We start from the raw sequence: 23,763 nt of genomic DNA on the forward strand, positions 1-23,763 counted from the left end.
CCCAATCTAACCCATAGCGTATGGGCTCATTTAAAAATAATAAAATTCGCAACCCGGAAGAACGCGTTCCGATAATTTGATGCGAGTTCCTATAATTTAAGCTAATATATAGACCCCAAATATAGGTTTGGTAACGCACTCAAAAATGACGAAACCGTCAAAACTAAATCAACCCGGTATTTACGACCTTCGGTTGACATAGTTTAGTAGATAGGCAAACCCGGCCATCCCTATTCCGATGCTGTCGGCAAATAAATCCCACCAATCACCGCTCCGATAAGTAAAAACATAAAGCTGAAGTAATTCTGTCAGTCCAGCGAATAAAAATCCGAGGATAGATACGATAAAAATCGGAAGCCAGCGGGTTGGTTTACCGCTGAATTGCTGGATAATACCATTGTAAAGCAACGTACAGAAAACAAAAAACATCCCGCAATGGACTAATTTGTCCATACCTGGATAGGCGGGAACTGCGTCAAAATTGTTCCCCGGGAGTGTGCATAAAATAATAACTATTATGGCCCAAATAAAACACCATTTATAGTCTAATAAGATTTTAATCATGGCGTTAAATATCCAAAAATTTCCTGATAGAAATAAAAATATTATGAATTTAAAAATTATTATCCTGTAAATCAGTGTTTTAATAAATTTGTTTTGTTTCGTATGGTACTATGTATTGCATGGTACCATAAAATACATATATCTTTGTATTGTTATGATAGCTGAAAATACACAAATCCAAATGAGGAAGGGGATACTTGAATATTGTATCCTATCCATAATTTCTCGAGGAGAAATTTATGCCTCCGATATTATCAGCGAACTGAAGAAAGCTCAATTATTGGTTGTGGAAGGAACCTTATATCCGCTTTTAACACGTCTAAAAAACAACGGCCTGTTAAGCTATATATGGAAGGAGTCAACTTCAGGTCCGCCTAGAAAATATTATGAAATTACCCAAGAAGGGTTAGAAGTCCTTTCGCGACTAGATGTTACCTGGAATGAGCTCGTGTTTGCTGTAAACACGTCATTGGTGGGTAGAAACAATGATTCAACTAAACCAGTTAAAGATAATAACGATGAATAAGACAATAATTATCAACATAAATAGTATCGTCTTCCATATTGAAGAGGATGCTTATGAGGTGCTTCGCTCCTACATGATTGATATAAAGAAGCACTTTGGACAATCGGAAGATAGTCGGGAGATTTTAGAGGACATCGAAAATCGTATTTCTGAGATGTTTACCGAAAAGATTCAGGCGGGCAGTAAAGAAGTTCTGAATATGGACGATGTTAATGCTGTGATAGAGCAAATGGGGAGTGTAAGTGATTTTGAATCTGAGGATCAGGATGGTTATGCATCTTTTCAGCGCCAGCCAAATGCAGACGGCTTTAAAGTAGGGAAGAAGCTGATGCGCGACCCTGATGACAAAGTTTTCAGTGGAGTATGTAGTGGACTGGGACATTTTTTTGGCATTGAGGCTAAATGGGTACGTTTACTCTTTGCTTTATTTGTTGTGATCGGTGGATCGGGCGTATTAGTCTATGTCATCCTATGGATCGTCATGCCGCTCGCTGTAACTCGTGCAGATAAGATGGAAATGCGTGGGGAGGCACCGAATATTCAGAACTTCAAACGTTCTTTCGATGAAGAAATGAGCGGGGTGAGGGATTCGTTTTCGAGGGGAATGGACCGTACAGGCGATAGTGTTGCTAAATTATTGCAGGTCTTTGTGAAAGTCATCGGGGTATTCTTTGTTATTATTGTTGGGTTAACGCTCATCGGGTTGATCATTGGACTTATCTTCTTTGCACTGGCTATTGTGAACGTTATCCCTGACGTCATGGACGATTCTGGTCCTTTTTATCTCATGAATCCAAGCGATGTACCTTTTGCTTTGATAGCGGGTTTCTTGGCCATTTTTATCCCTTTTGCTGGATTGTTCTATTTGCTTCTCCGCGTTCTTTTCGAGAAAAAACCAATGAACAATTATTTGACAACCACTTTATTTTTAGTCTGGTTGGCGTCGATAGGCGCAATTATCTACTACGCTACATCGGTAGCAAAGGAATTCAAAGAGTCCAGTACGATTGTTGAAGAGAAGCCACTGCAAAAACAAGCTGTTTATTACTTAAATGAAAATGATATTCGCGTCATCCGCTTAAAAAATGGTGTAAAAAGCGGTTTGGGTATAAAAAACGAAAACCTCTCTACTTATCTGAGACGTAATATTCGTATCCGTGTCGAACGTATCGATTCTCTACAGGAACCTTATGTACGTTATGAGTATTCGGCTAAAGGAAATTCCTATAAAGTCGCAACAGACAGAGCAGGTAAAATTAACTATGCGTTGAGACAAGATAGTACATCATTAACATTTGACAATGCGTTCCAGTTGAATGAAGGTGAGCTCTATCGGGATCAAGAAGTCAATATTACCTTGTTTCTCCCAGTAGGCACCAAGCTGATCATTAATGATAATTTGGAAGATAAATTAAGGGATATTTCATTTTACGAATGTCGTGACCGTTATAGTGAAGACCTAAGGGATGTAAAAGACGTCGAGTTTGTAGTCACGTCACTCGGGTTGAAATGTGCATTGCCACCCAAGAAGTCAGATGACAGTGACGAAACAGATGCTGAAGGCAATGAAGTAATCGCAAATGATACGTCTGTTGTTATCCGTAGAGATACCATTATCAATGTCAAAAAAGATGGTGTTACCATAGAGACAAAAAAGAAATAACATAAACCAAGTCTTCCGCCTTTAGGCGGAAGACAAATTATTGAAGCTGTAACCTCGAAAATCACTACTGAACCTCGTGTGATAAGCCTATTTCGTACCATCAAAAGTAAATGCTATTATACCTATTTATAAACGAATGAAAAGATATTTTTACCTCTTACTCTTAAATTTTTTAATTGCTTCCTTTGCCTATGCGCAAGTGAAAGTTACAGGCAAAGTACTGGTGGAAAATAATGTGCCTTTGGCTTCTGCAACTGCTTATCTGATGAAGGCAAAAACAACCGTTATTTTGAAAGCAGTTGTTACAGATGAAAATGGAGAATACCAATTTTCGGATATACAAGCTGGAAGTTATTATGTCGACGTCAAAATGGTTGGGTATACGGCCAATAAGAGCAACGTTTTTGATATCAGTAAATCAGATTACAAGGTCCCAACGATCCTGCTGAACACGGACACACGAAAATTGCAGGAGGTCGCCGTAGAGGGTAAGCGGCCGATGGTTGAAAGCAAGCCTGGTAAACTGGTTTTAAATGTCGAAAACTCTCCCTTGGCCGCAGGGAATAATGCCTTAGATATTGTACAGCGGGCTCCTGGAGTGAGTTTAGATAACAATAATAACCTACAGTTGATGGGTCAATCTGGTGTATCAGTGACCATCGATGGTCGGCAGACCTATATGTCGGGTGAGCAGTTGGTGAATTTTTTGAAGAGTACGGATGGCAACCAGATTAAGTCCGTCGAAGTTATCACTACCCGGGCAGCAAAAGATGACGCTGAGGGGGCTGTGGGGACTATAAATATTGTGCTCAAGAAAAATCGGATGGAAGGATTTAATGGAACCTTTAACATGACGGCAGGGCGGGGAGAAAAATTCAGAGGGAATAGCTCCTTATCCTTAAATTATAAAAAGAATAATACGACAGTATTTGGATCGTATGCCTATTCGAATGAGAAAAGTCACCGGAAGCTCCTGCTTGATCGTGTTATTCAGAATAAAGGGGAAAAGACCTATTTTAAACAAAGGTCGATATTGGATGAAAAAGAACAGAATCATTCCTATCGCTTCGGTGTTGAGCAAAGGACATCAGCCAGAAATACGTTAACCGTGCAGTTTAATGGTTCGAATAATATCGAATACAATGATAACGATAGTAAGACCAATGTAGGAAAGTCTTTTACAACATTGGATTCGCTTTTGATTTCGACATCGCAATTCAAAGAGTTATTTGATCGGTACTCTGCTAATTTAAACAATGAGTTTAGAATTGATTCTAACGGCAGAAAACTTACCCTTGATCTGGATTGGAGTAAATTCAAAAGCAGTAAAGGCGTGGGGTATAATAACCAATATTTTGATGGTCAGATGGATGCGATTACTCCCGAGGAGATCCAACGGAGTAGAATGCCCATCGGAATCGATATCTATGTCGCCAAACTGGATTATGAACAACCGCTATCTAAGGTCTCCAAGCTTGAGATGGGAGCTAAATATTCTAATGTTACGTCGGATAATGACTTAACCTTTGAAGATTTTTTGAACAATTCCTGGATCAATAATGAAAAGCGGACGAATCATTTTGTGTATAAGGAGCAGATCGCCGCTGGATATATAGACTATAATAATACGATAGGAAAATGGGGGCTGAAGGTCGGTGCGAGAGGAGAATATACATTTTCTGATGGAAACTCATTGACCTTAAATAAGCAGGTGAAGCGGAACTACTTTAAACTTTTTCCGAATGCAAATCTGACATATACCCTCGATGAGAATCATATTCTTTCCTTAGGTTATGCAAGGAAAATAACCCGTCCCAATTACAGACAGTTGAATCCTTTTGATTATTTCATTGATAAATTAACCTTCGAACGTGGTAACCCCTATCTGAATCCGCAATTTTCCAATGAATTCACACTAAACTATACGTTGATGCAACGTTACAATGTGACATTGGGTATTAACGATGTGCGGGATGCTATTGTAGAGAGTATGGGGCAAGATTCAGTGTTGAAACAAACTTGGGTTATACGTGAAAATTTAGGAAAGAATTTGACTGCTTACCTGAATCTGAACATACCGATAACGGTATCCAAGATCTGGAGCATGAATAACAATATTACAGGCATCCATTTTAACTTTGATGGCATGGTGAGCGGTCATCCGCTGAAAAGGAAGTCATTTCTTTTGCAGGCTACATCGATGCACAATTTAAAATTAGCGAAAAGTCTGTCGGCTAATGTCAATTTGCGATATTTCTCTCCTTTCAAATATAATGTATACGATATGAAGGCCCGATGGGATATGGAAATTGGAGCGACAAAGACATTTAAAGATCAACGTAGTTCTTTGAAACTGGCGGTGAGCGACTTGTTTAATACAGGGAATCAGAATCTGAAAACTAATTTCGGCGATTTTGACTCCAGTATCAGGCAATACCAAGATCGTCGTGTGGTTCGATTGACCTATTCGTATAAATTCGGAAATTTAAAAAATAACTATCGTAAGAAAGATACAAGTAACGAGGAGAAGGAAAGAGCGCAATAGGACTCGATTGTTTTTCTAATATATAACCGTAGGAATGTCATATTCTTACGGTTTTTTGGCATTGTCTGTTTCATATATTTAAGTTATTCGGAGTATTTCATATAGCTTATGAATCAGAAAGCATCTTTTTCTGTGTAGCTGTTGTTATTTAAGAAATGCACCAAGTTATAATTAGTCATTTTTGACCAATTCCGTAGGCAATACAAGGGTTTCAAATTCCGTAATGGGATATTTTGCTTCTATTAACTTAATAAGCAATTCTGTGGCAATTTTTCCCATTTCGAATGCAGGTTGGCGAATTGCGGTCAATTTGGCGGAAAATAGGTCCACAACGTTTGAATTTGTGAATCCTGCAATGGCGATACCTTGTGCAGGCCCGAAAGGCCTTTTTTTTATGACATGAAGATATCCTGTGGTTAATTTATCGCCGGAAATGAAGATAGCATCGAAACCAATGCGGAGAAGTTCCTCGACAGCCGTCTCAATTTCCTCTACATGTAGTCCACCATGTTGACAATATTTTACCAAATTGGGGTCAAAATCGATGTGATTTGCCATAAGGGCCTTTTTATAGCCAACTAATCGATCTTTCGTGATGGACAGTGATTTAGAGTTTGTTAGGTGCGCGATTTTCTTCTTTCCGAGTGTTATGAGGTGCTGAGTTGCGTCATAGGCTCCTTGTTGATTGTTTACGACAACTTTGTAGGTGTCGAACTGCTGTGGGATCCGATCAAAAAAGACTATTGGAAATCCTCTTTCTTTCAATTGATGTAGATAGGAGATGTCTTCAGTTTCTGAAGACAATGCAATCAGTAGTCCATCTATAGACCTAGAAGTTAGGTATTCGACATTCAGTCGTTCCCGTTCGGAAGATTCATGTGTTTGTGAAATAATGATCTGAAAGTTCTTATCATAGGCAATTGATTCTACACCGCTTATGACTTGGGAGAAGAAATTATTAGCTATTTCGCTAACGATAATACCGATTGAGTGACTTCGCCGCTCTTTTAAACTCCTAGCAATAGGATTGGCACGATAGTTTATTTTTTTCGCGTATTCTAATACAACCTTTTTTGTTTCGGGACTTATTTCATAACTATCTCTCAAAGCTCTTGAGATCGTAGAAGTAGATAAATTGAGCGCTTTAGCAATATCTTTGATTGTATAGTTTTCGAATTTCATAATTGGCAAAATAGACTATAATATTAATCAAAAAAAATTACAAAACCTAATTCACGGGCATATGCAAACGTTGCCGGCAACGTTTGCATAACTTTTTAATGATACTTGCATGAACAAGTGAAATATAACTTGTAAACTTGATTGTATGATAACCAGTTAAATTTCGATGCAGTTCCTGCAAGAGTGATTTAATCATTGTAATTTAAAAACCTAAAAATATGAGTAAGGCCTTAGTAATATCTACTGCTATTTGCGCTTCGTTATTCACATTAAATGCACACGCTCAAGCCCGAAAAGTCCAAGGAACGGTCGTTGGTACGGATCAAAAAGGATTGGTTGGTGTGAGTGTAACGGTGCCAGGAACAAGAATTGTTGCTGTGACGGACAAAAGTGGAAAGTTTAGTATCGAAATAGCCGGTAACAATCAAGAACTTCAATTTACCTATGTTGGATTTCAGACAAAAAAAGTAACAGTTCTTGAGAATCAGAAGACACTTAACATTATTTTGGAAGAACAGTCTAATGCATTGGAAGAGGTAACTGTAAACATCGGTTACGGGACGGTCAAAAAGAAAGATCTGACAGGAGCTGTAACTTCGGTAGGTGCAGAAACCATTTCTAAAGCTCCAGTATCTTCAGCTCTTGAGGCGATTGCGGGAAGAATGGCTGGGATTCAGATTTCTTCTACAGAAGGATCCCCAGATGCAGAAATGAAGGTCCGCGTCCGTGGCGGAGGCTCCGTTACAGGAGATAATGCGCCTTTATATATCGTGGATGGTTTTCCGATGTCTTCGATATCAGATATCGCGCCAGCAGATATTGAGTCCATTGATGTGTTAAAAGATGCATCTTCGGCAGCCATATATGGCTCTCGGGGAGCAAATGGGGTTGTTATCGTAACCACCAAAAGTGCAAAGTCAGGAAAAACATCAATTAGTTATAGCGCTTTTGGCGGAATTCGAAATTTGGCAAAAAAGCTCGATGTATTGTCTCCCTACGATTATGTAACCTGGCAGTACGAACAGGCATTGTTGCAAAATAAACTGGATACTTATGTCAAATACTTTGGTAATTTTCAAGATATTGACCTCTATAAAGACGTGCCTTCAAATGATTGGCAAGAGCTTATATTTGGAAGGACCGGTAATACTTTTAACCAAAATTTTAATTTGTCAGGGGGGAGTGATAAGACGAAATATTCAATTTCTCATTCCTTTGTGAGAGATAAAGCGATTATGGAAATGTCTGGTTTTCGGAGACAAAATGTCAATTTTAAACTAAACCATAAACCATCAAAGAATACTTCCATAGATTTGGGTGCGCGATTTTCGGATGTTCGCATTTTAGGTGGAGGCATGAATGAACAGAATGAAGCCTCTTCATCAGATTCCCGTTTAAAATTCGCCATGATTTATCCTCCCTTTCCTGTTGGGGGCCTAACAAATAGTGATGAAACCGATGATGAATTCAATCTGTATAATCCGTTAGAGTCTTTGGTCGATAATGATCAGTTACAGCGAAGGAGAACGTATAACCTAAATGCTGCATTTAGCTGGGATATTGTTAAAAACCTACGGTTCAGGACAGAATTTGGCTTTGATGATTATCACAACTATAATGATCGGTTTTATGGTCCAACGACGTATTATGTGCGTAATATTCCCGCTGCTTTAGATCAAAATAAGCCTGCTCTTATCTCATTGAATACGTCGACTCAGGGGATACGCTCCACAAATACATTAAACTATAACTTTCAAGATTTCCTTCCTAAAGGACATAGTTTAAGTGTGCTGGTTGGCCAGGAATATTTGTTTACACAAAAAACATTAAATACCAATACGACACACGGTTTTCCGAACAGCTTTAAACTGGATGATACCCGAAAATTAACGCCGCAAGGTGCATCGAGTACGATAAACAATTACATGTTTGCTGACGAAAAATTACTTTCATTTTTTGGCCGGGTAAATTATGACTTTGACTCGAAGTATTTATTTAATGCAACTTTCCGGGCAGATGGTTCCTCCAAGTTCTCGGCAGACAATTATTGGGGGTATTTCCCATCCATGGCAGCTGCTTGGCGGATCTCATCAGAGCGATTTATGGACAAGACGCAATCTTGGCTTGATGACTTAAAACTTAGAGCAAGCTTGGGTACCTCGGGAAATAATAATATTCCATTAGAGCAGATATATCCAATATTTTCAGTTAAGAACACAGAATGGGTCAATGGGTATAATAATTATTGGGCTACGTCAAAAACGATGTCTAATCCGGATTTGAAATGGGAAACGACCATTTCAAAGAATATAGGTTTGGACTTTACTTTATTCAAGAAAAAGCTATCGGGAACGGTCGATGTGTATAAAAATAAAACAAAAGATCTCTTGATTCTTTTCCCAATTGCCGGATCAGGTTATGATGATCAATATCGAAATTTAGGTGAAACCCAAAATAAAGGGATAGAGCTTACTCTAAACTGGTCCGCAATAAATAAGAAGAACTTTGATCTCAATTTTAGTGGCAATATTAGTTTCAATCAAACGAAAGTTAATTCTTTGGGAACCTTGACCTCGATTCCAATGGCTTCGGGTTGGGCTTCAACGGAAATTGGAACGGATTACGTTGTAGAGACTGGTGGGCGGGTTGGAAAAATGTATGGTTACGTGAGTGACGGGCGATATGAAGTTTCTGATTTTACAGGCTATGATGCAGCATCAAAAAAATGGATTTTAAAAGATGGCGTAGCTGATGCCTCTACTGTCGTTGGCACCATAAGACCGGGAACAATGAAATTAAAAGATCTAGTTGGTGATGATCATAAAATCGATGCAAGTGATCAGACGATTATTGGAGATGCAAATCCACTACATACCGGTGGATTTTCAATCAATACACGTATCTATAACTTTGATATGACAGCATTATTTAACTGGAGCTATGGAAACGATATCTACAATGCCAATAAGATTGAATATACATCTACGAGTAAGTATAATAACCGCAATATGCTCACGGTAATGGAAGAAGGGCAACGTTGGACGAACTTACTGCCCGATGGAACGATCAGTAATGACCCTAACCAATTGGCCGATATGAATAAAAATACGAGTCTCTGGTCTCCGCTTACAAGTAAATTTGTATTCAGCGATTGGGCTGTGGAGGATGGCTCCTTTTTGCGCTTGGGAACTGTTACAATAGGTTATACGCTGCCTAAAGCGTTTACTGATAGGTTGAAAATCCGGAACTTTAGAGTATATATTTCCGGATATAATCTCGCGGTTTGGACCAATTATAGTGGCTTTGATCCTGAGGTATCTACACGGAGAAAGACCAACCTCACGCCGGGGGTGGATTATTCGGCTTATCCGAAAAGCAAAACTTTCGTAGCAGGTCTTAATTTAAACTTCTAGTCTTATGAAAAAAACACTATTGCATATAACCTTGGCTTTATTATTTGCAGGAACCGTATCATCTTGTAATAAAATATTGGAAGCACCGTCGAAATCTGCATTGGATGAGTCGGTTATATTTTCTAACCAAGATCTCGCGGAAGGGGCTGTTGCAGGAATTATTCAATCTTTTGGTGAAACAAACTCCTATCGGGGTAGATATTTGGTCTTCTATGGTATCAACACAGATGCAGAGGTCAATAATAGTCTGAAGAATCCTGGCGATGAAAAATCACGATTGTCAAATTATAATACTAACGTGAATAATACCCAAATGAATACCGATAACAATGCCTGGGCTAAATTTTATGAAGGTATTGAGCGGGCTAACTTAGCGATTAGGGGCCTGCGTAGTTATGGGAATATTGAGCAGCGCCCGGAGATGGCTTATATTCTAGGCGAAATCCTGACTTTGAGGGCTGTGGTATATAATGATCTGGTTAAAGCATGGGGCGATGTACCAGCTCGCTTCGAACCATTGAGTACAGCGTCAATCTATATCGAGCGTAGCGATCGTGATGTAATTTACAAGCAGTTGCTGGCCGATCTGGAGGAAGCTCAAAACTATCTGCCTTGGCCGAACCAAAGTGCAAAGACATCCAATGTTGAACATATCAATAAAGCGTTTGCTAAGGGCTTGCGTGCTCGTTTGGCTTTGTCTGCCGGAGGTTATTCTCAACGGGCAGATGGGGTTCGTAAAAGTAATGATCCTGAATTGGAGTCGAAAAAGATGTATGAGCTGGCAAAAAAAGAATGTTTGGATATCATCAATAGTGGCGCCGCAAAGCTTCTCGGTTTTGAAGAAGTTTTTAAGACACTATGCCAAGAGAAAGGACAGGCTGGATTAGAATCACTATGGGAGATCCCTTTTAGTGAAGGCCGTGGCCGTGTCATATTTGACCTCGGTGTCAAACATACCACAACAGATAAGTATACTGGCCAAAATAAGGGCGGGACAAATGGCCCGAATCCCATTATGTTTTACGAATACGAGAAAGAAGACGTGCGCCGTGACGTAAGCTGTGTCCCGTATGAATGGACGGGTGGTGTACAGGTACCAACAAATCTCGGTAAGTGGTATTTTGGGAAATATCGCTATGAGTGGATGTCGAGGGTGGTTACTTCGACCAATGATGATGGTTTGAATTGGATGTATATGCGCTATGCTGATGTTCTTTTAATGGCAGCAGAGGCAATAAATGAATTGGATGGCCCAAATGCTGCGGCACCTTATTTTAAAATGATCCGTGAACGGGCTTATCCAAACAATCCGGAGAAAGTAACGGCTTATATGCAGCAAATCACCACAAGTAAGGATGTTTTCTTTCATGCCCTCGTCAACGAACGTGCATTGGAGTTTACGGGAGAAATGTTGCGTAAGGGTGATTTGATCCGCTGGAATCTTCTAGGGGTCAAGTTGGCTGAAGCTAAACAAAAGTTACAGCAGCTGGAGAATAGACAGGGTAAATATGCGGCATTGCCTGCCAATATCTACTACAAGACAGCAGCTGATGGTGAAAAAGTGGAAATATATGGCTTAAATTTTGGCGACACAGATGCAGTGGGCGCTGCGGCAGGATATACTTCCTCAAAAAAATGGACGATGGCAGCAAGTAGTGATCAGGCAACCTTCTGGGATGCTTTATACCTCCGCGATCCCAATACACAGCAATTTTGGCCTATTTGGCAGTATTTTTTGGATAATAGCAACGGTAAGTTGAATAATAATGGTTTTAGTTTTCAATAGAAAATAAGCATAAGAATGAAAAGAATCAATATATTGCTATATCTCGGTCTTGGGCTTATATTCGCAAATATAAGCTGTTCTGATGATCGTGTAAAAGAACTAACAGAACTGACGACAGACCGTTATTTTTCTCCTACAGGAGTGAGCGCACGAATCGTTAATCAAACAGGAGTTCAATTGACCTGGAAGAAAAATGCCGAAGCGAAAGGTTATACAATAGAACTGTTTGCTAATGGCGAACTCAATTTTGAAGGGAGTCCTGTCAGGATAATTGAAGAGATCACAAATGATCAGATTCCCTATACGATTATTGGATTGGATGGAGCAACAAACTATTCTGCCCGTATCAAGGCTGTAGGAACTGAGGTGGCTGATTCCAAATGGAGTACCATTACCTTTAAGACCAACGAAGAACAGATTATGAAACCTGTTAGCCCGGAGGGAATCCAGGCAACTTCTGTTCTGCTAAATTGGACCGCAGGTGAGGAGGCGACAGCCATCGCGATTAACCCAGGGAATATTATCCATCCCGTGACACCGCAAGAGATTGCTGCAGGGGAAGCAACAGTCACAGGTCTGGTAGGAGAAACAACCTACACCGCGACACTATTGAAAGGAAACAAGATCCGCGGATCAGCGACATTCACGACATTGATTGACTTGGGGGATGCAGTTGTTGTGCAGCCCACAGATGATCTCGTTGCTGTAATCGGAACTGCCAAAGCAGGGGATGTACTCGCATTAATGCCAGGAACCTATTCGCTCACTGCTGATGTACTGATCGATAAAGCGATAGCTATCAAAGGTGCGAAACCCGCCGATCGCCCGTTGGTAAAATCTGCTTATTTTAATTTGGATAAGGGCGCATCACTATCATTAAAAGATCTTATACTTGATGGAGAAAATAAGTCGGGGGGAAACTGTGTCATTACATTGCAGGCAGGTGCTTTCGGAAGTATTCGCCTAGAAGATAGTAAGCTGATGAACTACCCGAAAGGGATTATTTATGGCAGTTTCGATGCTTCGGTAGAGAGCGTAAGCATGAGTAATAATATTTTTGACAATATCGTCGGTAATGGAAATGAGTTTATTGATTTTAGAAAAGCTATTGCGAGGATTTTTGAATTTACAAATAATACAGTTTCCAATGCTGTCTTGAACCGGGAATTTATCCGGATGGACGCAGGTGGATCCACAGCTTATCCGGCTATTACAAGCATCATCAAAGTGAATAATAATACCTTTTACAATGTCATACAAGATGCTACTAAACGTTTCTTCTATGTGCGTTTAGCGAAGAATGAAATTACATTCGCTAAAAATTTAATTGTGAAGTCACTGGCAATGACCGCTAATCAGTCTGCAACTAATCTGGTCGAACTCAAAAGTAATAATTACTTTGATGCGGTAAACTTCTATAACAGTTCTGCCTCTGGAGTAAAAAATGATGTTAGTGCTAATGGCTATACACTATTGGATCCTGGATTCAAGGATGCCCCCAAAGGAGACTTTACACTAACAAACCAAACATTAAAGGATAATGGTATTGGTGATCCAAGATGGGGTCAATAGTATGTTTTATGTTATTACCGCACGCCTTCTGCTTAATTAAGAAGGCGTGTGTCTTTCTTATAAGTTCAATGAAAAAAATTAGTATACTTGTTTCAGGCTTTGTGATGGTAATTTTCCTTCTTGCTTTACAGCAAGAACAAACCCTCACAATTTATATAATTGGCGATTCAACAGCTGCAAATAAGGACAAACGCACCTTTCCAGAAACTGGTTGGGGAATGGCTTTTGCAAAGCTGTTTGACCAGCAGGTGAAGGTCGATAATCGCGCATTAAATGGCCGCAGTTCTAAATCCTTTAAACAAGATATAGGCAAAGACGGGAGCATTGTTAATCATTGGGAACCTATTTTTGAAAACCTCCGTCGCGGAGATTATGTTTTCATCCAGTTTGGACATAATGACGAAAAAGTCGATAAGCCCAATGTAGGCACTTCTTTGGAAGAGTTTGAGCAGAATTTGATCTTTTATATCAAGCAAACGCGAGAAAAGGGAGGAATTCCGATTCTTTTGACACCTATCGCACGACGTAAATTTGAAAATGGCCTGCTCATTAAAACACATGGCGAATATCCGGCTATTATCCGTAAGGTGGCTGCAGATACGCAAACAGCTTATATTGATATGGAGGATAAGACGACAAAACTTGTACAGTCTTATGGCGACGAAGGAAGTAAAAAATTGTTTTTGCATGTAGAAAGCGGAGATCGGAACTATCCGCAGGGAAAGAAAGATGATACACATCTGAATACTTTCGGGGCAAGTGAAGTGGCAAAGCTTGTTGCCGAGGGCATTCGCGAGTTGCAGTTAACTATTCAGAATAATCTGGTGCTGAAGTAACTTTAAGACGGTATAAAATCAGAAAGAATTGTAAACTCAAATCAATTTGATTGACTGGGGAAGGGATTTTCATAGAAAGCCTTCATGATTTCGCCGATACCAACCGCAATGAAAGCGAACTGAAGGTTCTTTCTAGCCAATACAATCAGACACTTTCAGAAAAAAAGCGACATCGATTATTTCGATGTCGCTTTTTGATATCAGCCGTATACTAGAAAATATATTTCGTACTTAAGAAATTTGATTCATTTTCACTCACGATTTCATTTAACAATTTCTTGTTTTCCTCTGTGAATTTTGTAGCCACTAGAGAACGTATAGAGAATGACCGTAAAGCATCAACTACTGACAAGGTTCCTTCAGCACTGTCCTTTCTACCTGTGAAAGGGAAAGTATCTGGGCCGCGTTGGCATTGACAATTGATGTTTACGCGGCTCACTTGATTGACCAGTGGATCAATAAGTGATGAAACAACCGCTGCATTATTACTAAAAATACTTACTTGTTGTCCGTGCGAAGATCCGATTAAGTACTCGATAGGTTCTTCAAGGTCGTCAAAAGGAACGACTGGGATAACTGGCCCAAATTGTTCCTCTCTATAAAGTTTCATCTGTGAATTGACAGGGTAAACAATTGCCGGATAGAAGAACGATTCTGCAACTTGACCACCATTCTCATTGACGACTTTTGCACCATATGCTTTTGCATCTTCAATGCATTCAGTTAAATAAGCTGGTTTATTGACTTCTGGAAGCGGAGTCAATGATACCCCCTTTTCCCAAGGCATTCCATATTTCAATTTTGCGACTTCAGCAGAGAGACGTTTTAGGAACTCTTGCGCTAAGCTGCGATGTACATAGATAATTTTTAATGCTGTACAACGTTGGCCATTGAAAGAGAGTGATCCTAATACGGTTTCAGAAACCGCGAGGTTCAAATCTGCGTCTTTTGTAATAATTGCTGCGTTTTTTGCGTCCAAGCCAAGAATAGCGCGAAGGCGATTCACTTTTGGATGCAATTTTTTAAGTTCATCAGCAACACGGCTTGAACCGATTAACGTCAAAACATTGATCTTTCCTGATTGCATTAAGCTAGGAACAATCTTGTTGCCACGGCCATAGATTGTATTGACAACACCTTTAGGGAAGCTGGTCCTAAAAGCTTCTAATAAAGGATAATGCAATAAAGTACCATGTTTAGGTGGTTTGAATAACATGGTATTTCCCATGATCAATGCCGGAATCAATGTCGTGAATGTCTCATTCAATGGATAGTTGAATGGACCCATACAAAGAACGACGCCTAATGGAGATCTTCTGATCTGGGCGACGATACCTTGCTCGATCTGAAAACGTGAAGAATCGCGGTCTATATCTTTCAATGCATCGATCGTTGCATAGATGTATTCTACAGTACGATCAAACTCTTTTACAGAGTCTGCGTAGGATTTGCCAATTTCCCACATAATAAGCTTGACAACAATGTCCTTTTTGGCAATCATCTTTTGTGTGAAATTTTCGACACAAGTAATACGATCGGCAACGCTCATTGTCGGCCATTCTCCACGGCCATTGTCGTATGCTTTTACAGCAGCGTCTAAGGCTTCCATGGACTCTTTTTCAGTACAAACAGGAAAACTACCGATGCGCTTACGTTTCAAGCCATCCTTAGTCTTCACACAGATTGGTGAAAATACCTCGTTTACTTGACCCGTCCAAGAAATCATTTCTCCATTGGAAAGGAACTCTCTTTGATCGACCTGTTCGTCTAGTGTAAATTCTGCGGGAATGTCTTTCTCCTCATAGAAAATACTTTCTAAGTTTAAGCTCATTGTTTTTAAAAATGGTTTAGATTGATATTTATAAAGATATTGCTAATATACTGTAAATTTTGCAATATATGTTAATTTTTTATTAAAATAAGTTTAGGTACGAGTGTTTTCATTACAACCCATGCAATTAAATATGCTATGGCACAGAAAGAAAAGATAATGAAGTATCCTGCCTCTTCTCCTTTAAAGCCCATAAAGACCAGCTGAGTTTCTTTTGCATAATCAAATAACCACCCGGACGTTTTGTTGATGATAAAGGCTCCTACCCCCCCTGCAAGCCCTCCGATTCCTGTAACAGTCGCAATGGCACGTTTGGGAAAAGAATCACCAATAGTCGAAAAAATATTCGCAGACCAAGATTGGTGTGCAGCTCCGGCAAAACCGATCAAAATGACAGGTATCCAATAGGAAATATGACCTAGGGGTTGGGCGAAAAGTACAACCAAGGGTACAAAAGCAAATAACAACATGGCTTTCATGCGGCCCTCATAAGCATTCATTCCTTTTTTGTCAACAAAATAGGTTGGTAGCCACCCGCCATAAATAGACAACATGGTAATGGCATATAAAACGAAGATAGCCAATTGCCCTTCGGTATCTGATGATTTGATATCGTATACAGCAGAGAGATAGGCCGGCATCCAAAATAAGAAGAACCACCAAACACCATCAGTCATGAATTTACCAAAGACGAAAGCCCACGTTTGCTTGTATTTTAAACATTCCGATATGGTAGTTCGCGGTTGTTTGGTTACTCCGGTTTGTTCTGTTTCATGATCATCTTGATGAATGTAAGCCAATTCAGCGGCATTTACTTTCGGGTTTTCATGTGGCTTCTTATAAAGAAAAATCCAAAAACCCATCCAGACAAATCCAAGGGCGCCTATAATGATGAAAGACATTTCCCAACCCCAATGTGCTGCGATGACAGGGATGGTTAAGGGTGCTGCCAATGCTCCTATGGTTGCCCCTGAATTGAAAATACTCGTAGACAGCGCCCGGTCTTTTTTGGGAAAATACTCTGCTGTAGCTTTAATCGCGGCTGGAAAGTTACCAGCCTCGCCGACAGCGAGAACAAAGCGGGCAAAAATAAATAGATTGACACTCACACTCATTACTAAACCCACATTGTTAACATGAGAAATTGCCTCTTTTGCGCCTTCGAAACCGACGAACCATTCACCGGCGACGATACCTGAAGTGGCTATACCACAGAATGCATGTAATATCGCGCCAATAGACCAGATTCCGATCGCCCACAAAAAGCCTTTTTTTGTATCCATCCAATCCACAAAGCGACCTGCAAAAAGCATACTGATGGCATAAAAGATCGAAAATAATGCGGTGATGTTGCCATAGTCTGTATTTGTCCAATGAAATTCAGGACTAATAAAGTCTTTCCAGGTTAAGGACAGCACCTGTCGATCCAGGTAATTGATTGTGGTAGCAAAAAATAGTAGCGAGCATATCACCCAACGGTAATTACCCTTTTTCTCCGTGTTAATCATAATGGGTTTAATAGTTTATTTTTTAGTATACGTGTCTGTTGCCTGTTGTCAATTAAGTGTTCTTCAGTATGATCTTTCTGAACTCACGATATAAAGACCTTTACCGTGCTTTTGAGACAAATTCAAGTGCTTTTTTAGTGTTTTCAAATAAATTGCTTGTGTCTTTGGGATCAATTAACTTGCTGCCCATGCCTACTGCGCAAACCCCCGATTTGAACCATGCCTTTAAATTCTCCATTTCGATTTCTACGCCCCCCGTCGGCATAAATTTCTGCCCTTTAAAGAGCTCGCGTATCGACGACATAAAGGCAGGGCCTAGTATATTTGCAGGAAACAATTTGATAAGTGCGGCCTCTTGCTGTTGTGCGGTATAGATTTCTGTGGGGGTCATACAGCCCGGAATCCATAGCTTATGCTGTTCATGTACAAGGGAACCGACTAGCGGATTTACAATAGGAGAAACAATAAAATCTGCTCCAATCTGTAGAAATTGTTGGGCTTCGTCAACTGACTTGATGGTGCCAATACCTAAATAAAGGTCAGGCATGTCGAGGTTTCTTGCAGCAACTAAACTTTCAAAAACATCCAATGCTTCGGGGCCTCGATTTGTAAATTCAAAAACACGTATACCTGCCTGATATAGGGTTCGCAGAATCTCGATACTTTCGGCTTTATCGTGGTGGAAAAACAAAGGAAGTGTCCCTTGCGCTATAATTTTCTCTAATACAATCTCTTTCAAATTCATGCTATCATTCTATTTTTTATGTCTTCCACTGTACTTGTTGTAGCATCGCTCGCGATGAATAGTTTATCGAATGCGGCAAGTGTTGCAAACGCTAAGGTCTCCTGCGGAGAAAGGTTGGAGTATAAGCCATAAATCAGCCCTGCCATAAAGCAATCTCCACTACCTACCTTATCCAAAATTTCTTCGGCTGTATATTCCGTTGATTTAATCAGGCTGTCTTTGTCAAATAGTGTGGTATAATACTTGATCCCTTTGCTTTGATAGTCAAAACGAAAGGTGTTGGCCACATATTGACAAATCGGATTCACGGAAATGATCTCTTTACTTGTACGATCTGCCTGTGCCAGTAAATCTTCTTCCTGATACCCGGAAGAAGAAGTTAGGAACTTATCATCTAGCTGTGTGCCGAGCATTTGGTGTGCAGCCCAGATATTCCCCATGATTAAATTACAATACTTGGCAATTTCGGGCATAATCTCTTTTGGTGTCTTTCCATATTTCCACAGTTTAGCGCGGTAATTAAGGTCCAATGATACAAAGATTGCCTTCTCTTGTGCTTTTTTAACAGCTTCCAGGCATAGGTCAGCAATATCTTGACTAATTGCAGGACAGATGGCTGAAAAATGAAACCATTTGACATCGGCAAAAATCTCTTCCCAATCAATACTGCCCACTTTGAGGTTTGCAAACGATGAGTTTGCGCGATCATAAATGACCCCCGCATTTTTTAGATCTTTTCCTTTTGGGAGATAGTAAATACCTAATCGTTCGCCAGTCCATTGCATCGCTGATGTGTCTATATTTCTGCGTTTCAGGTAGCTATCAATACCTTCACAGATGGCATTTTGAGGAATTGCAGATAAGTAGGATGATGGTACATTCCACAACGCCAAGGCTGTGGCTACATTCAGCTCGGCCCCGCCGACGTAAAAAGGCAACTGGTGTTGTTCAATCCAATCTTGTTCGATGTCGGGACAGATCCGCAACAACAATTCTCCAAAGCTTAAAACTTTACCCTGCATGTTCATTAAAATTCAAAATATTCTTTTGCGTTATTATAGCTGATATCTGTTATGATTTTCCCTACCCATTCGATATCATGTGGTATCTCTCCCTTTTCAATGTCCTGTCCGAAGATGTCGCACAACAATCTTCTGAAATATTCATGCCTTGGAAATGAAAGGAAGCTTCTAGAATCTGTCAACATACCAACGAGACGGCTCAATAAACCCATATTTGACAGTGTGTTGATTTGTTTTGTCATGCCGTCTTTTTGGTCCAGAAACCACCAAGCCGAGCCAAACTGGATTTTTCCCTTAATTGATCCATCGTTGAAATTCCCGATCATGGTTGCAATAAGTTCATTGTCGGCAGGATTGAGATTATACAAGATGGTCTTGGTTAGCTTATCTTGATTGTCTAATTTATTCAAAAATTTTGACAATGCACGTGCCTGACTAAAATCTCCGATCGAATCCCAACCAGTATCAGGTCCGATCAAACGATGCATACGGGCATTATTGTTGCGTAAAGCTCCTAGGTGGTACTGCTGAACCCAGCCCTTTTCATGGTCCCATTCTGCAAAATAAATCAACATCGCAGATTTGAATTTCAGATTTTCGGTCGGAGAGATTTCCTTTTTTGTACGAATCTTATCAAAGATCGTCACGATTTCCTGTTCAGTATAATCTTCTGCATAAATTTGTTCCAAGCCGTGATCTGATACTTTACATCCGTTGACAGCAAAAAAATCATGTCTTGTTTTTAGCGCATTTAAGTAATCACCGAAGCTACTGATCTGCATGTCGCTGACCGCTTCCAATTTATCGATATATTGATTCAGTGCAATGATATCATCCGAGTTCATTGCTTTATCCGGACGAAAAGCCGGAAGCATCTTGAACGACTCCTTTTCTTTTGCAAATTGTTGGTGAAACTCGAGGCTATCGATAGGATCGTCAGTGGTACAAACCACTTCAACCTTCATCATTTTCAGTAAGCCGCGAACGGAATGGCTGTCTTGTTGTAACAAAGCGCCTGTATCGGCATATATCCTGGCAGCCGTCTTTGGTGACAACAAATCTGTGATGCCAAAATAGCGTTGCAGTTCAAGGTGTGTCCAATGGTGTAATGGGTTGCGCAATGTATAAGGAACAGTTTCTGCCCACTTGATAAATTTTTCCTCATCGGAAGCATCACCTGTAATATAACGCTCATTGACACCATTGGCCCGCATGGCCCGCCATTTGTAATGATCGCCATGTAACCAGACCTGACTAATATTGTCGAATTTTACATTATTAGCGATTTGTTCAGGAATCAAGTGATTATGATAATCAATGATCGGCAAATGCTTTGAATAGCTGTGATACAGCTGTTCTGCTGTTTTTGTGTTTAATAAAAAGTTGTCGTCTAAAAAAGCTTTCATACAATATTCTATTTTTATAAACTCACACCTCTTTTCCAAGGTATGAAATCGTCTTGGTTTAATTGAACAGCCTTAGGTGCTATTTCACCACTAGCTGCTTTGATACAATATTCTAAAATGTCTTCGCCCATGGTTTGAATCGATTTCTCACCGTCTATAATAGGGCCGGTATTGATATCGATAATGTCGGCCATTCTGGTTGCTAGGACATTATTCGTTGCTACTTTGATAACTGGGCAAATAGGGTTGCCTGTAGGCGTACCTAAACCCGTTGTGAATAAGATAAGTGTTGCGCCTGCAGCAGCTTTCCCTGTGGTCGCTTCCACATCATTTCCGGGGGTACAGACCAAATTAAGACCGGGTTTTGTTGCTTCCTCGGTGTAGTCCAAAACATCAACAACAGGGGAGGTTCCTCCCTTTTTCGCGGCACCATTGCTTTTTATCGCATCAGTGATAAGTCCATCACGAATATTGCCTGGAGATGGATTCATATAAAAACCCGAACCAACAGCCTCGGCAGCATTGCTATAGGCGGTCATCAGGTCAATGAATTTATTGGCAGCCTTCGGATCGATGGTGCGGTCTATTAAGTTTTGCTCGGCACCACATAATTCTGGAAATTCAGCCAACAGTACTTTTCCACCAAGGGCAACCAGAAGATCGGCCGTATAACCAACAGCCGGATTGGCCGAAATACCACTGAATCCATCACTACCACCGCATTTTACACCCAAGGTTAATTTGCTCAATGGTACCGGCTGTCTTCCAAGTTTATTAATTTCTGTCAGCCCTACAAAAGTCTGTAGTATCGCCTCTTTCAGCAGTTGCTCCTCACTTTTTGATTGTTGCTGTTCAAATAAGTACAATGGTTTGTCAAATCCTGGATTACGCAGCTTAATGTCGTTGACGAGATCGTTCAGCTGCAAATTTTGGCAGCCCAGACTCAATACCGTAATACCGGCGACATTCGGATGGTCGGCATAAGCGGCAAGTAACTTACTCAAGATGGCAGCATCTTGTCGGATTCCACCACAGCCCCCCTGATGGTTTAAAAATTTGATCCCATCTACGTTTCTGAATACACGATCCGATTGCTCCGTAATTGTGTTTAGCTGCCCGAGTGAGGACAGGTCTAGTGTTTCACCCTTTTCATAAGCTTTTAACAGCTGATGGGTGAAGTTCTTGTATTTTCCAGTGACTGAATAACCAAGCTCATTGTATAATGCCTCTTTGATAACATCAAGATTTCGGTTTTCGCAAAAAACGGTTGGGATAAATAACCAGTAATTCGAGGTGCCAACACGACCGTCCGGACGGAGGTAACCATTGAAAGTTCTTCCTTCAAACTTTGAAACGTCAGGCTTTTCCCAGTGATAATGTGAAGGCCGAAAATGGTAAGGTTCAGCTGCATGTTTGGTGTTGTCGGTATTCATGATGCTTCCCTGTGGGATATCAAATTGTGCTTTTCCCACGAGAACCCCATACATATAGATTTCGTCACCAAAGTGCATATCCTGCATAAAAAATTTATGCTTGGCCGGAATATCTTCCTGTAGAATATATTGTATACCCTCAAAAGAAATTGCATCACCTTTTTTGAGATCTTGTAAGGCGACTAAAACATTGTCTTTGGGATGTATCTTTAATACGTTGTTTTTCATCTGTAGCGCTATTTATACTTTTTTATTGTCAAGAACTGATGAAATTTCGAGTGCCTTTAATGCCCCTTTTTCAATGATCTGTTGCAATTTTTGGTTGACTGTTTCTTCAAAATGAGGGAACTCTGTTAAATTGGTCCCCCATAAATCCGTAGCTGAAAGCACGGTATGGACAAGTGTATCTGGATTGCACCAAGCGGTATGTAATATTGGTGCAGACTCATCCTGAAGCACGACTGTTCGTCCATTAATCAATTGCTCATACTGAGCACCGTTCAGCGTGGATTTTAGTAGATAGAGATAAGCCGCAAATCCAAGGGCGAAGAGTTGTGGAGCTTCGTGGTGTGTTGTATACCATTTTTTTAGCAAGGGAATATTGCGCATTGCCATTTTTGAGCTATAATTTAAAGCAATGGATTCCCATTTATGTTCCAGATGCGGATTGGCAAAGCGATCGATGACTTTGGATGAAAAATCGTTGATGTCCGCGACTGAAATAGTGTCGCTTAAAATGGCGGGACCAATTTCATCCTGCATTAAAAGACGTATAAATTGATTGAATGCAGCATTTTGCATGGCCTCCTTTACAGTTTCGAAGCCCGCAAGAAGGGCAAGGGCACAACTTAAAGTATGCGTTCCATTGAGCAGCCTTAGTTTGATTTCCTTGTACTTTTCAATTGATGGAACCAACATGACATTCGGATCTGCCAATGCAAAGGACAGGCGTTGTTGTATACGTTCAGAAGTCGCTTCTATCGCCCATAAGCGAAAGGGTTCGGCCATAATCATCAATTGATCTTCGTAGCCCAGTAAAGCGCAGGTTTTCGTGTATTCCGCTAGCGGCAATGCTCCGGGAACGATACGATCGACTAGCGTGTTACAAAAATCATTGGCGGTATCAAGCCAGTCCATAAACTCTTCTGGAAGCTCATTCAGCTTAGCCAAGGCTGTGATGATTGATTTCAGTTTAGTTCCATTGTCGGTAATCAATTCGCTAGGGACGACGGTTAAGCCCTTGTTTTTATCCGCATTGAAGTAAACAAATCTCCGATAGAGAATAGCCAAAAGTTTACCCGGGAAAGAAGCCGGTGGTGCGTCACTGATGCGGTCTTCACTCATAACAATGCCGACTTCGGTGGTGTTGGAGAAGACAATTTCAAGATCCGGATTTTCGGCGCTTTTTAATATTTCTGACCAATGTTGGTTGGCCGCCAATACACGGGAAATCGAATTATTGATTTCATATTGTGAAATCTCTTCACCGTCTTCTATACCTTTAATGGATAATGTGTATAGGTTGTCCTGTTGTTCGAAGGCATCAGCACCGCCCGAGCTTGTTGACTTTACAACCAGTATTCTGCCGCAAAACAGGTTTTGTTGATTTGCTTTATGGACAAAATAATCCGGGAGGCCTCTGAGTAATACACCGGTGCCAAATTGAAGAATCTTTTCTGGATATGCGAAGGACGCTGCCGTCGGTTTATTCACCAGGTCAGTGCTCATCGT

At 40.4% G+C, this 23,763-nt stretch carries 16 protein-coding genes; 7 read left to right on the top strand and 9 right to left on the bottom strand.

Translation table 11 applies throughout. From position 1 onward, the window contains the following. Positions 1 to 180: 180 nt before the first annotated feature. A complete protein-coding gene (locus B4N43_RS08910) occupies positions 181 to 564 on the bottom strand; it encodes a VanZ family protein (RefSeq protein WP_286734238.1) in 384 nt (127 codons plus the stop codon). Between the two features lie 154 nt (positions 565 to 718). On the opposite strand from B4N43_RS08910, the gene B4N43_RS08915 reads away from it, so the two are divergent. The 3 genes from B4N43_RS08915 to B4N43_RS08925 all read left to right on the top strand — a co-directional run bounded on the left by B4N43_RS08915 (position 719) and on the right by B4N43_RS08925 (position 5,298). Beyond that, positions 719 to 1,090, top strand: a complete 372-nt coding sequence (locus B4N43_RS08915) for a PadR family transcriptional regulator (RefSeq protein ID WP_046673104.1) — start codon at positions 719 to 721, stop codon at positions 1,088 to 1,090. Next, positions 1,083 to 2,753 carry a PspC domain-containing protein gene (locus tag B4N43_RS08920; RefSeq protein ID WP_145328791.1) on the top strand — a complete coding sequence of 557 codons (1,671 nt, stop codon included), beginning with the start codon at positions 1,083 to 1,085 and terminating at the stop codon, positions 2,751 to 2,753. The genes B4N43_RS08915 and B4N43_RS08920 overlap by 8 nt, the downstream gene beginning before the upstream one ends. 136 nt (positions 2,754 to 2,889) lie before the next feature. After that, positions 2,890 to 5,298 carry a TonB-dependent receptor domain-containing protein gene (locus B4N43_RS08925; protein WP_145328789.1) on the top strand — a complete coding sequence of 803 codons (2,409 nt, stop codon included), beginning with the start codon at positions 2,890 to 2,892 and terminating at the stop codon, positions 5,296 to 5,298. Positions 5,299 to 5,469: 171 nt separating this feature from the next. Here B4N43_RS08925 and B4N43_RS08930 read toward each other — a convergent pair whose 3' ends face one another. Then, positions 5,470 to 6,480, bottom strand: a complete 1,011-nt coding sequence (locus B4N43_RS08930) for a LacI family DNA-binding transcriptional regulator (RefSeq protein ID WP_286734242.1) — start codon at positions 6,478 to 6,480, stop codon at positions 5,470 to 5,472. A gap of 218 nt (positions 6,481 to 6,698) precedes the next feature. Between B4N43_RS08930 and B4N43_RS08935 the strand changes: the two genes are divergently transcribed. The 4 genes from B4N43_RS08935 (at position 6,699) to B4N43_RS08950 (ending at position 14,087) form a co-directional block, all read left to right on the top strand. Then, complete coding sequence (locus B4N43_RS08935) at positions 6,699 to 9,893, top strand: SusC/RagA family TonB-linked outer membrane protein (protein WP_286734245.1); 3,195 nt, start codon at positions 6,699 to 6,701, stop codon at positions 9,891 to 9,893. A gap of 4 nt (positions 9,894 to 9,897) precedes the next feature. Continuing rightward, positions 9,898 to 11,679 carry a RagB/SusD family nutrient uptake outer membrane protein gene (locus tag B4N43_RS08940; protein WP_088163293.1) on the top strand — a complete coding sequence of 594 codons (1,782 nt, stop codon included), beginning with the start codon at positions 9,898 to 9,900 and terminating at the stop codon, positions 11,677 to 11,679. A 15-nt stretch (positions 11,680 to 11,694) separates the two neighbouring features. Further along, the gene (locus B4N43_RS08945; protein ID WP_286734248.1) at positions 11,695 to 13,251 is read left to right on the top strand and encodes a DUF5123 domain-containing protein; all 1,557 of its coding nucleotides are present in this window, start codon (positions 11,695 to 11,697) and stop codon (positions 13,249 to 13,251) included. A 68-nt stretch (positions 13,252 to 13,319) separates the two neighbouring features. Beyond that, positions 13,320 to 14,087 (top strand): rhamnogalacturonan acetylesterase, encoded by a 768-nt coding sequence (locus B4N43_RS08950; RefSeq protein WP_075990279.1) that lies wholly within the window; start codon positions 13,320 to 13,322, stop codon positions 14,085 to 14,087. Positions 14,088 to 14,298: 211 nt separating this feature from the next. Here B4N43_RS08950 and B4N43_RS08955 read toward each other — a convergent pair whose 3' ends face one another. The 7 genes from B4N43_RS08955 to B4N43_RS08985 all read right to left on the bottom strand — a co-directional run bounded on the left by B4N43_RS08955 (position 14,299) and on the right by B4N43_RS08985 (position 23,760). Continuing rightward, the gene (locus B4N43_RS08955) at positions 14,299 to 15,918 is read right to left on the bottom strand and encodes an NADP-dependent glyceraldehyde-3-phosphate dehydrogenase (protein WP_286734251.1); all 1,620 of its coding nucleotides are present in this window, start codon (positions 15,916 to 15,918) and stop codon (positions 14,299 to 14,301) included. A gap of 71 nt (positions 15,919 to 15,989) precedes the next feature. Continuing rightward, positions 15,990 to 17,426: an MFS transporter gene (locus B4N43_RS08960; protein ID WP_376749075.1), complete on the bottom strand. Its 1,437-nt coding sequence runs from the start codon at positions 17,424 to 17,426 to the stop codon at positions 15,990 to 15,992. A gap of 100 nt (positions 17,427 to 17,526) precedes the next feature. Further along, on the bottom strand, positions 17,527 to 18,171 hold the full coding sequence (locus tag B4N43_RS08965; RefSeq protein ID WP_075990277.1) for a bifunctional 4-hydroxy-2-oxoglutarate aldolase/2-dehydro-3-deoxy-phosphogluconate aldolase: 645 nt from the start codon (positions 18,169 to 18,171) through the stop codon (positions 17,527 to 17,529). Beyond that, complete coding sequence (locus B4N43_RS08970) at positions 18,168 to 19,193, bottom strand: sugar kinase (RefSeq protein ID WP_232475639.1); 1,026 nt, start codon at positions 19,191 to 19,193, stop codon at positions 18,168 to 18,170. The genes B4N43_RS08965 and B4N43_RS08970 overlap by 4 nt, the downstream gene beginning before the upstream one ends. A gap of 5 nt (positions 19,194 to 19,198) precedes the next feature. Next, entirely contained in the window at positions 19,199 to 20,599 is a 1,401-nt protein-coding gene (gene uxaC, locus B4N43_RS08975) for a glucuronate isomerase (RefSeq protein WP_088163289.1), read from the bottom strand. A 14-nt stretch (positions 20,600 to 20,613) separates the two neighbouring features. After that, a complete protein-coding gene (locus tag B4N43_RS08980; protein WP_286734253.1) occupies positions 20,614 to 22,260 on the bottom strand; it encodes a UxaA family hydrolase in 1,647 nt (548 codons plus the stop codon). A gap of 12 nt (positions 22,261 to 22,272) precedes the next feature. Beyond that, positions 22,273 to 23,760 (bottom strand): tagaturonate reductase, encoded by a 1,488-nt coding sequence (locus tag B4N43_RS08985; protein WP_286734255.1) that lies wholly within the window; start codon positions 23,758 to 23,760, stop codon positions 22,273 to 22,275. Between the last annotated feature and the right edge of the window lie 3 nt (positions 23,761 to 23,763).

This window comes from Sphingobacterium sp. UBA1897 (assembly GCF_002337775.1).
In the GTDB taxonomy this organism is placed as follows: Bacteria; Bacteroidota; Bacteroidia; order Sphingobacteriales; family Sphingobacteriaceae; genus Sphingobacterium; species Sphingobacterium siyangense.

Excerpts from the sequence above, each read along its gene's own strand:
- B4N43_RS08915 (WP_046673104.1), top strand. The coding sequence starts at position 719 with ATGATAGCTGAAAATACACAAATCCAAATGAGGAAGGGGATACTTGAA.
- B4N43_RS08935 (WP_286734245.1), top strand. The coding sequence starts at position 6,699 with ATGAGTAAGGCCTTAGTAATATCTACTGCTATTTGCGCTTCGTTATTC.
- B4N43_RS08925 (WP_145328789.1), top strand. The coding sequence starts at position 2,890 with ATGAAAAGATATTTTTACCTCTTACTCTTAAATTTTTTAATTGCTTCC.
- B4N43_RS08970 (WP_232475639.1), bottom strand. The coding sequence starts at position 19,193 with ATGCAGGGTAAAGTTTTAAGCTTTGGAGAATTGTTGTTGCGGATCTGT.
- uxaC (WP_088163289.1), bottom strand. The coding sequence starts at position 20,599 with ATGAAAGCTTTTTTAGACGACAACTTTTTATTAAACACAAAAACAGCA.
- B4N43_RS08980 (WP_286734253.1), bottom strand. The coding sequence starts at position 22,260 with ATGAAAAACAACGTATTAAAGATACATCCCAAAGACAATGTTTTAGTC.
- B4N43_RS08920 (WP_145328791.1), top strand. The coding sequence starts at position 1,083 with ATGAATAAGACAATAATTATCAACATAAATAGTATCGTCTTCCATATT.
- B4N43_RS08930 (WP_286734242.1), bottom strand. The coding sequence starts at position 6,480 with ATGAAATTCGAAAACTATACAATCAAAGATATTGCTAAAGCGCTCAAT.
- B4N43_RS08910 (WP_286734238.1), bottom strand. The coding sequence starts at position 564 with ATGATTAAAATCTTATTAGACTATAAATGGTGTTTTATTTGGGCCATA.
- B4N43_RS08960 (WP_376749075.1), bottom strand. The coding sequence starts at position 17,426 with ATGATTAACACGGAGAAAAAGGGTAATTACCGTTGGGTGATATGCTCG.
- B4N43_RS08965 (WP_075990277.1), bottom strand. The coding sequence starts at position 18,171 with ATGAATTTGAAAGAGATTGTATTAGAGAAAATTATAGCGCAAGGGACA.
- B4N43_RS08940 (WP_088163293.1), top strand. The coding sequence starts at position 9,898 with ATGAAAAAAACACTATTGCATATAACCTTGGCTTTATTATTTGCAGGA.
- B4N43_RS08985 (WP_286734255.1), bottom strand. The coding sequence starts at position 23,760 with ATGAGCACTGACCTGGTGAATAAACCGACGGCAGCGTCCTTCGCATAT.
- B4N43_RS08945 (WP_286734248.1), top strand. The coding sequence starts at position 11,695 with ATGAAAAGAATCAATATATTGCTATATCTCGGTCTTGGGCTTATATTC.
- B4N43_RS08950 (WP_075990279.1), top strand. The coding sequence starts at position 13,320 with ATGAAAAAAATTAGTATACTTGTTTCAGGCTTTGTGATGGTAATTTTC.
- B4N43_RS08955 (WP_286734251.1), bottom strand. The coding sequence starts at position 15,918 with ATGAGCTTAAACTTAGAAAGTATTTTCTATGAGGAGAAAGACATTCCC.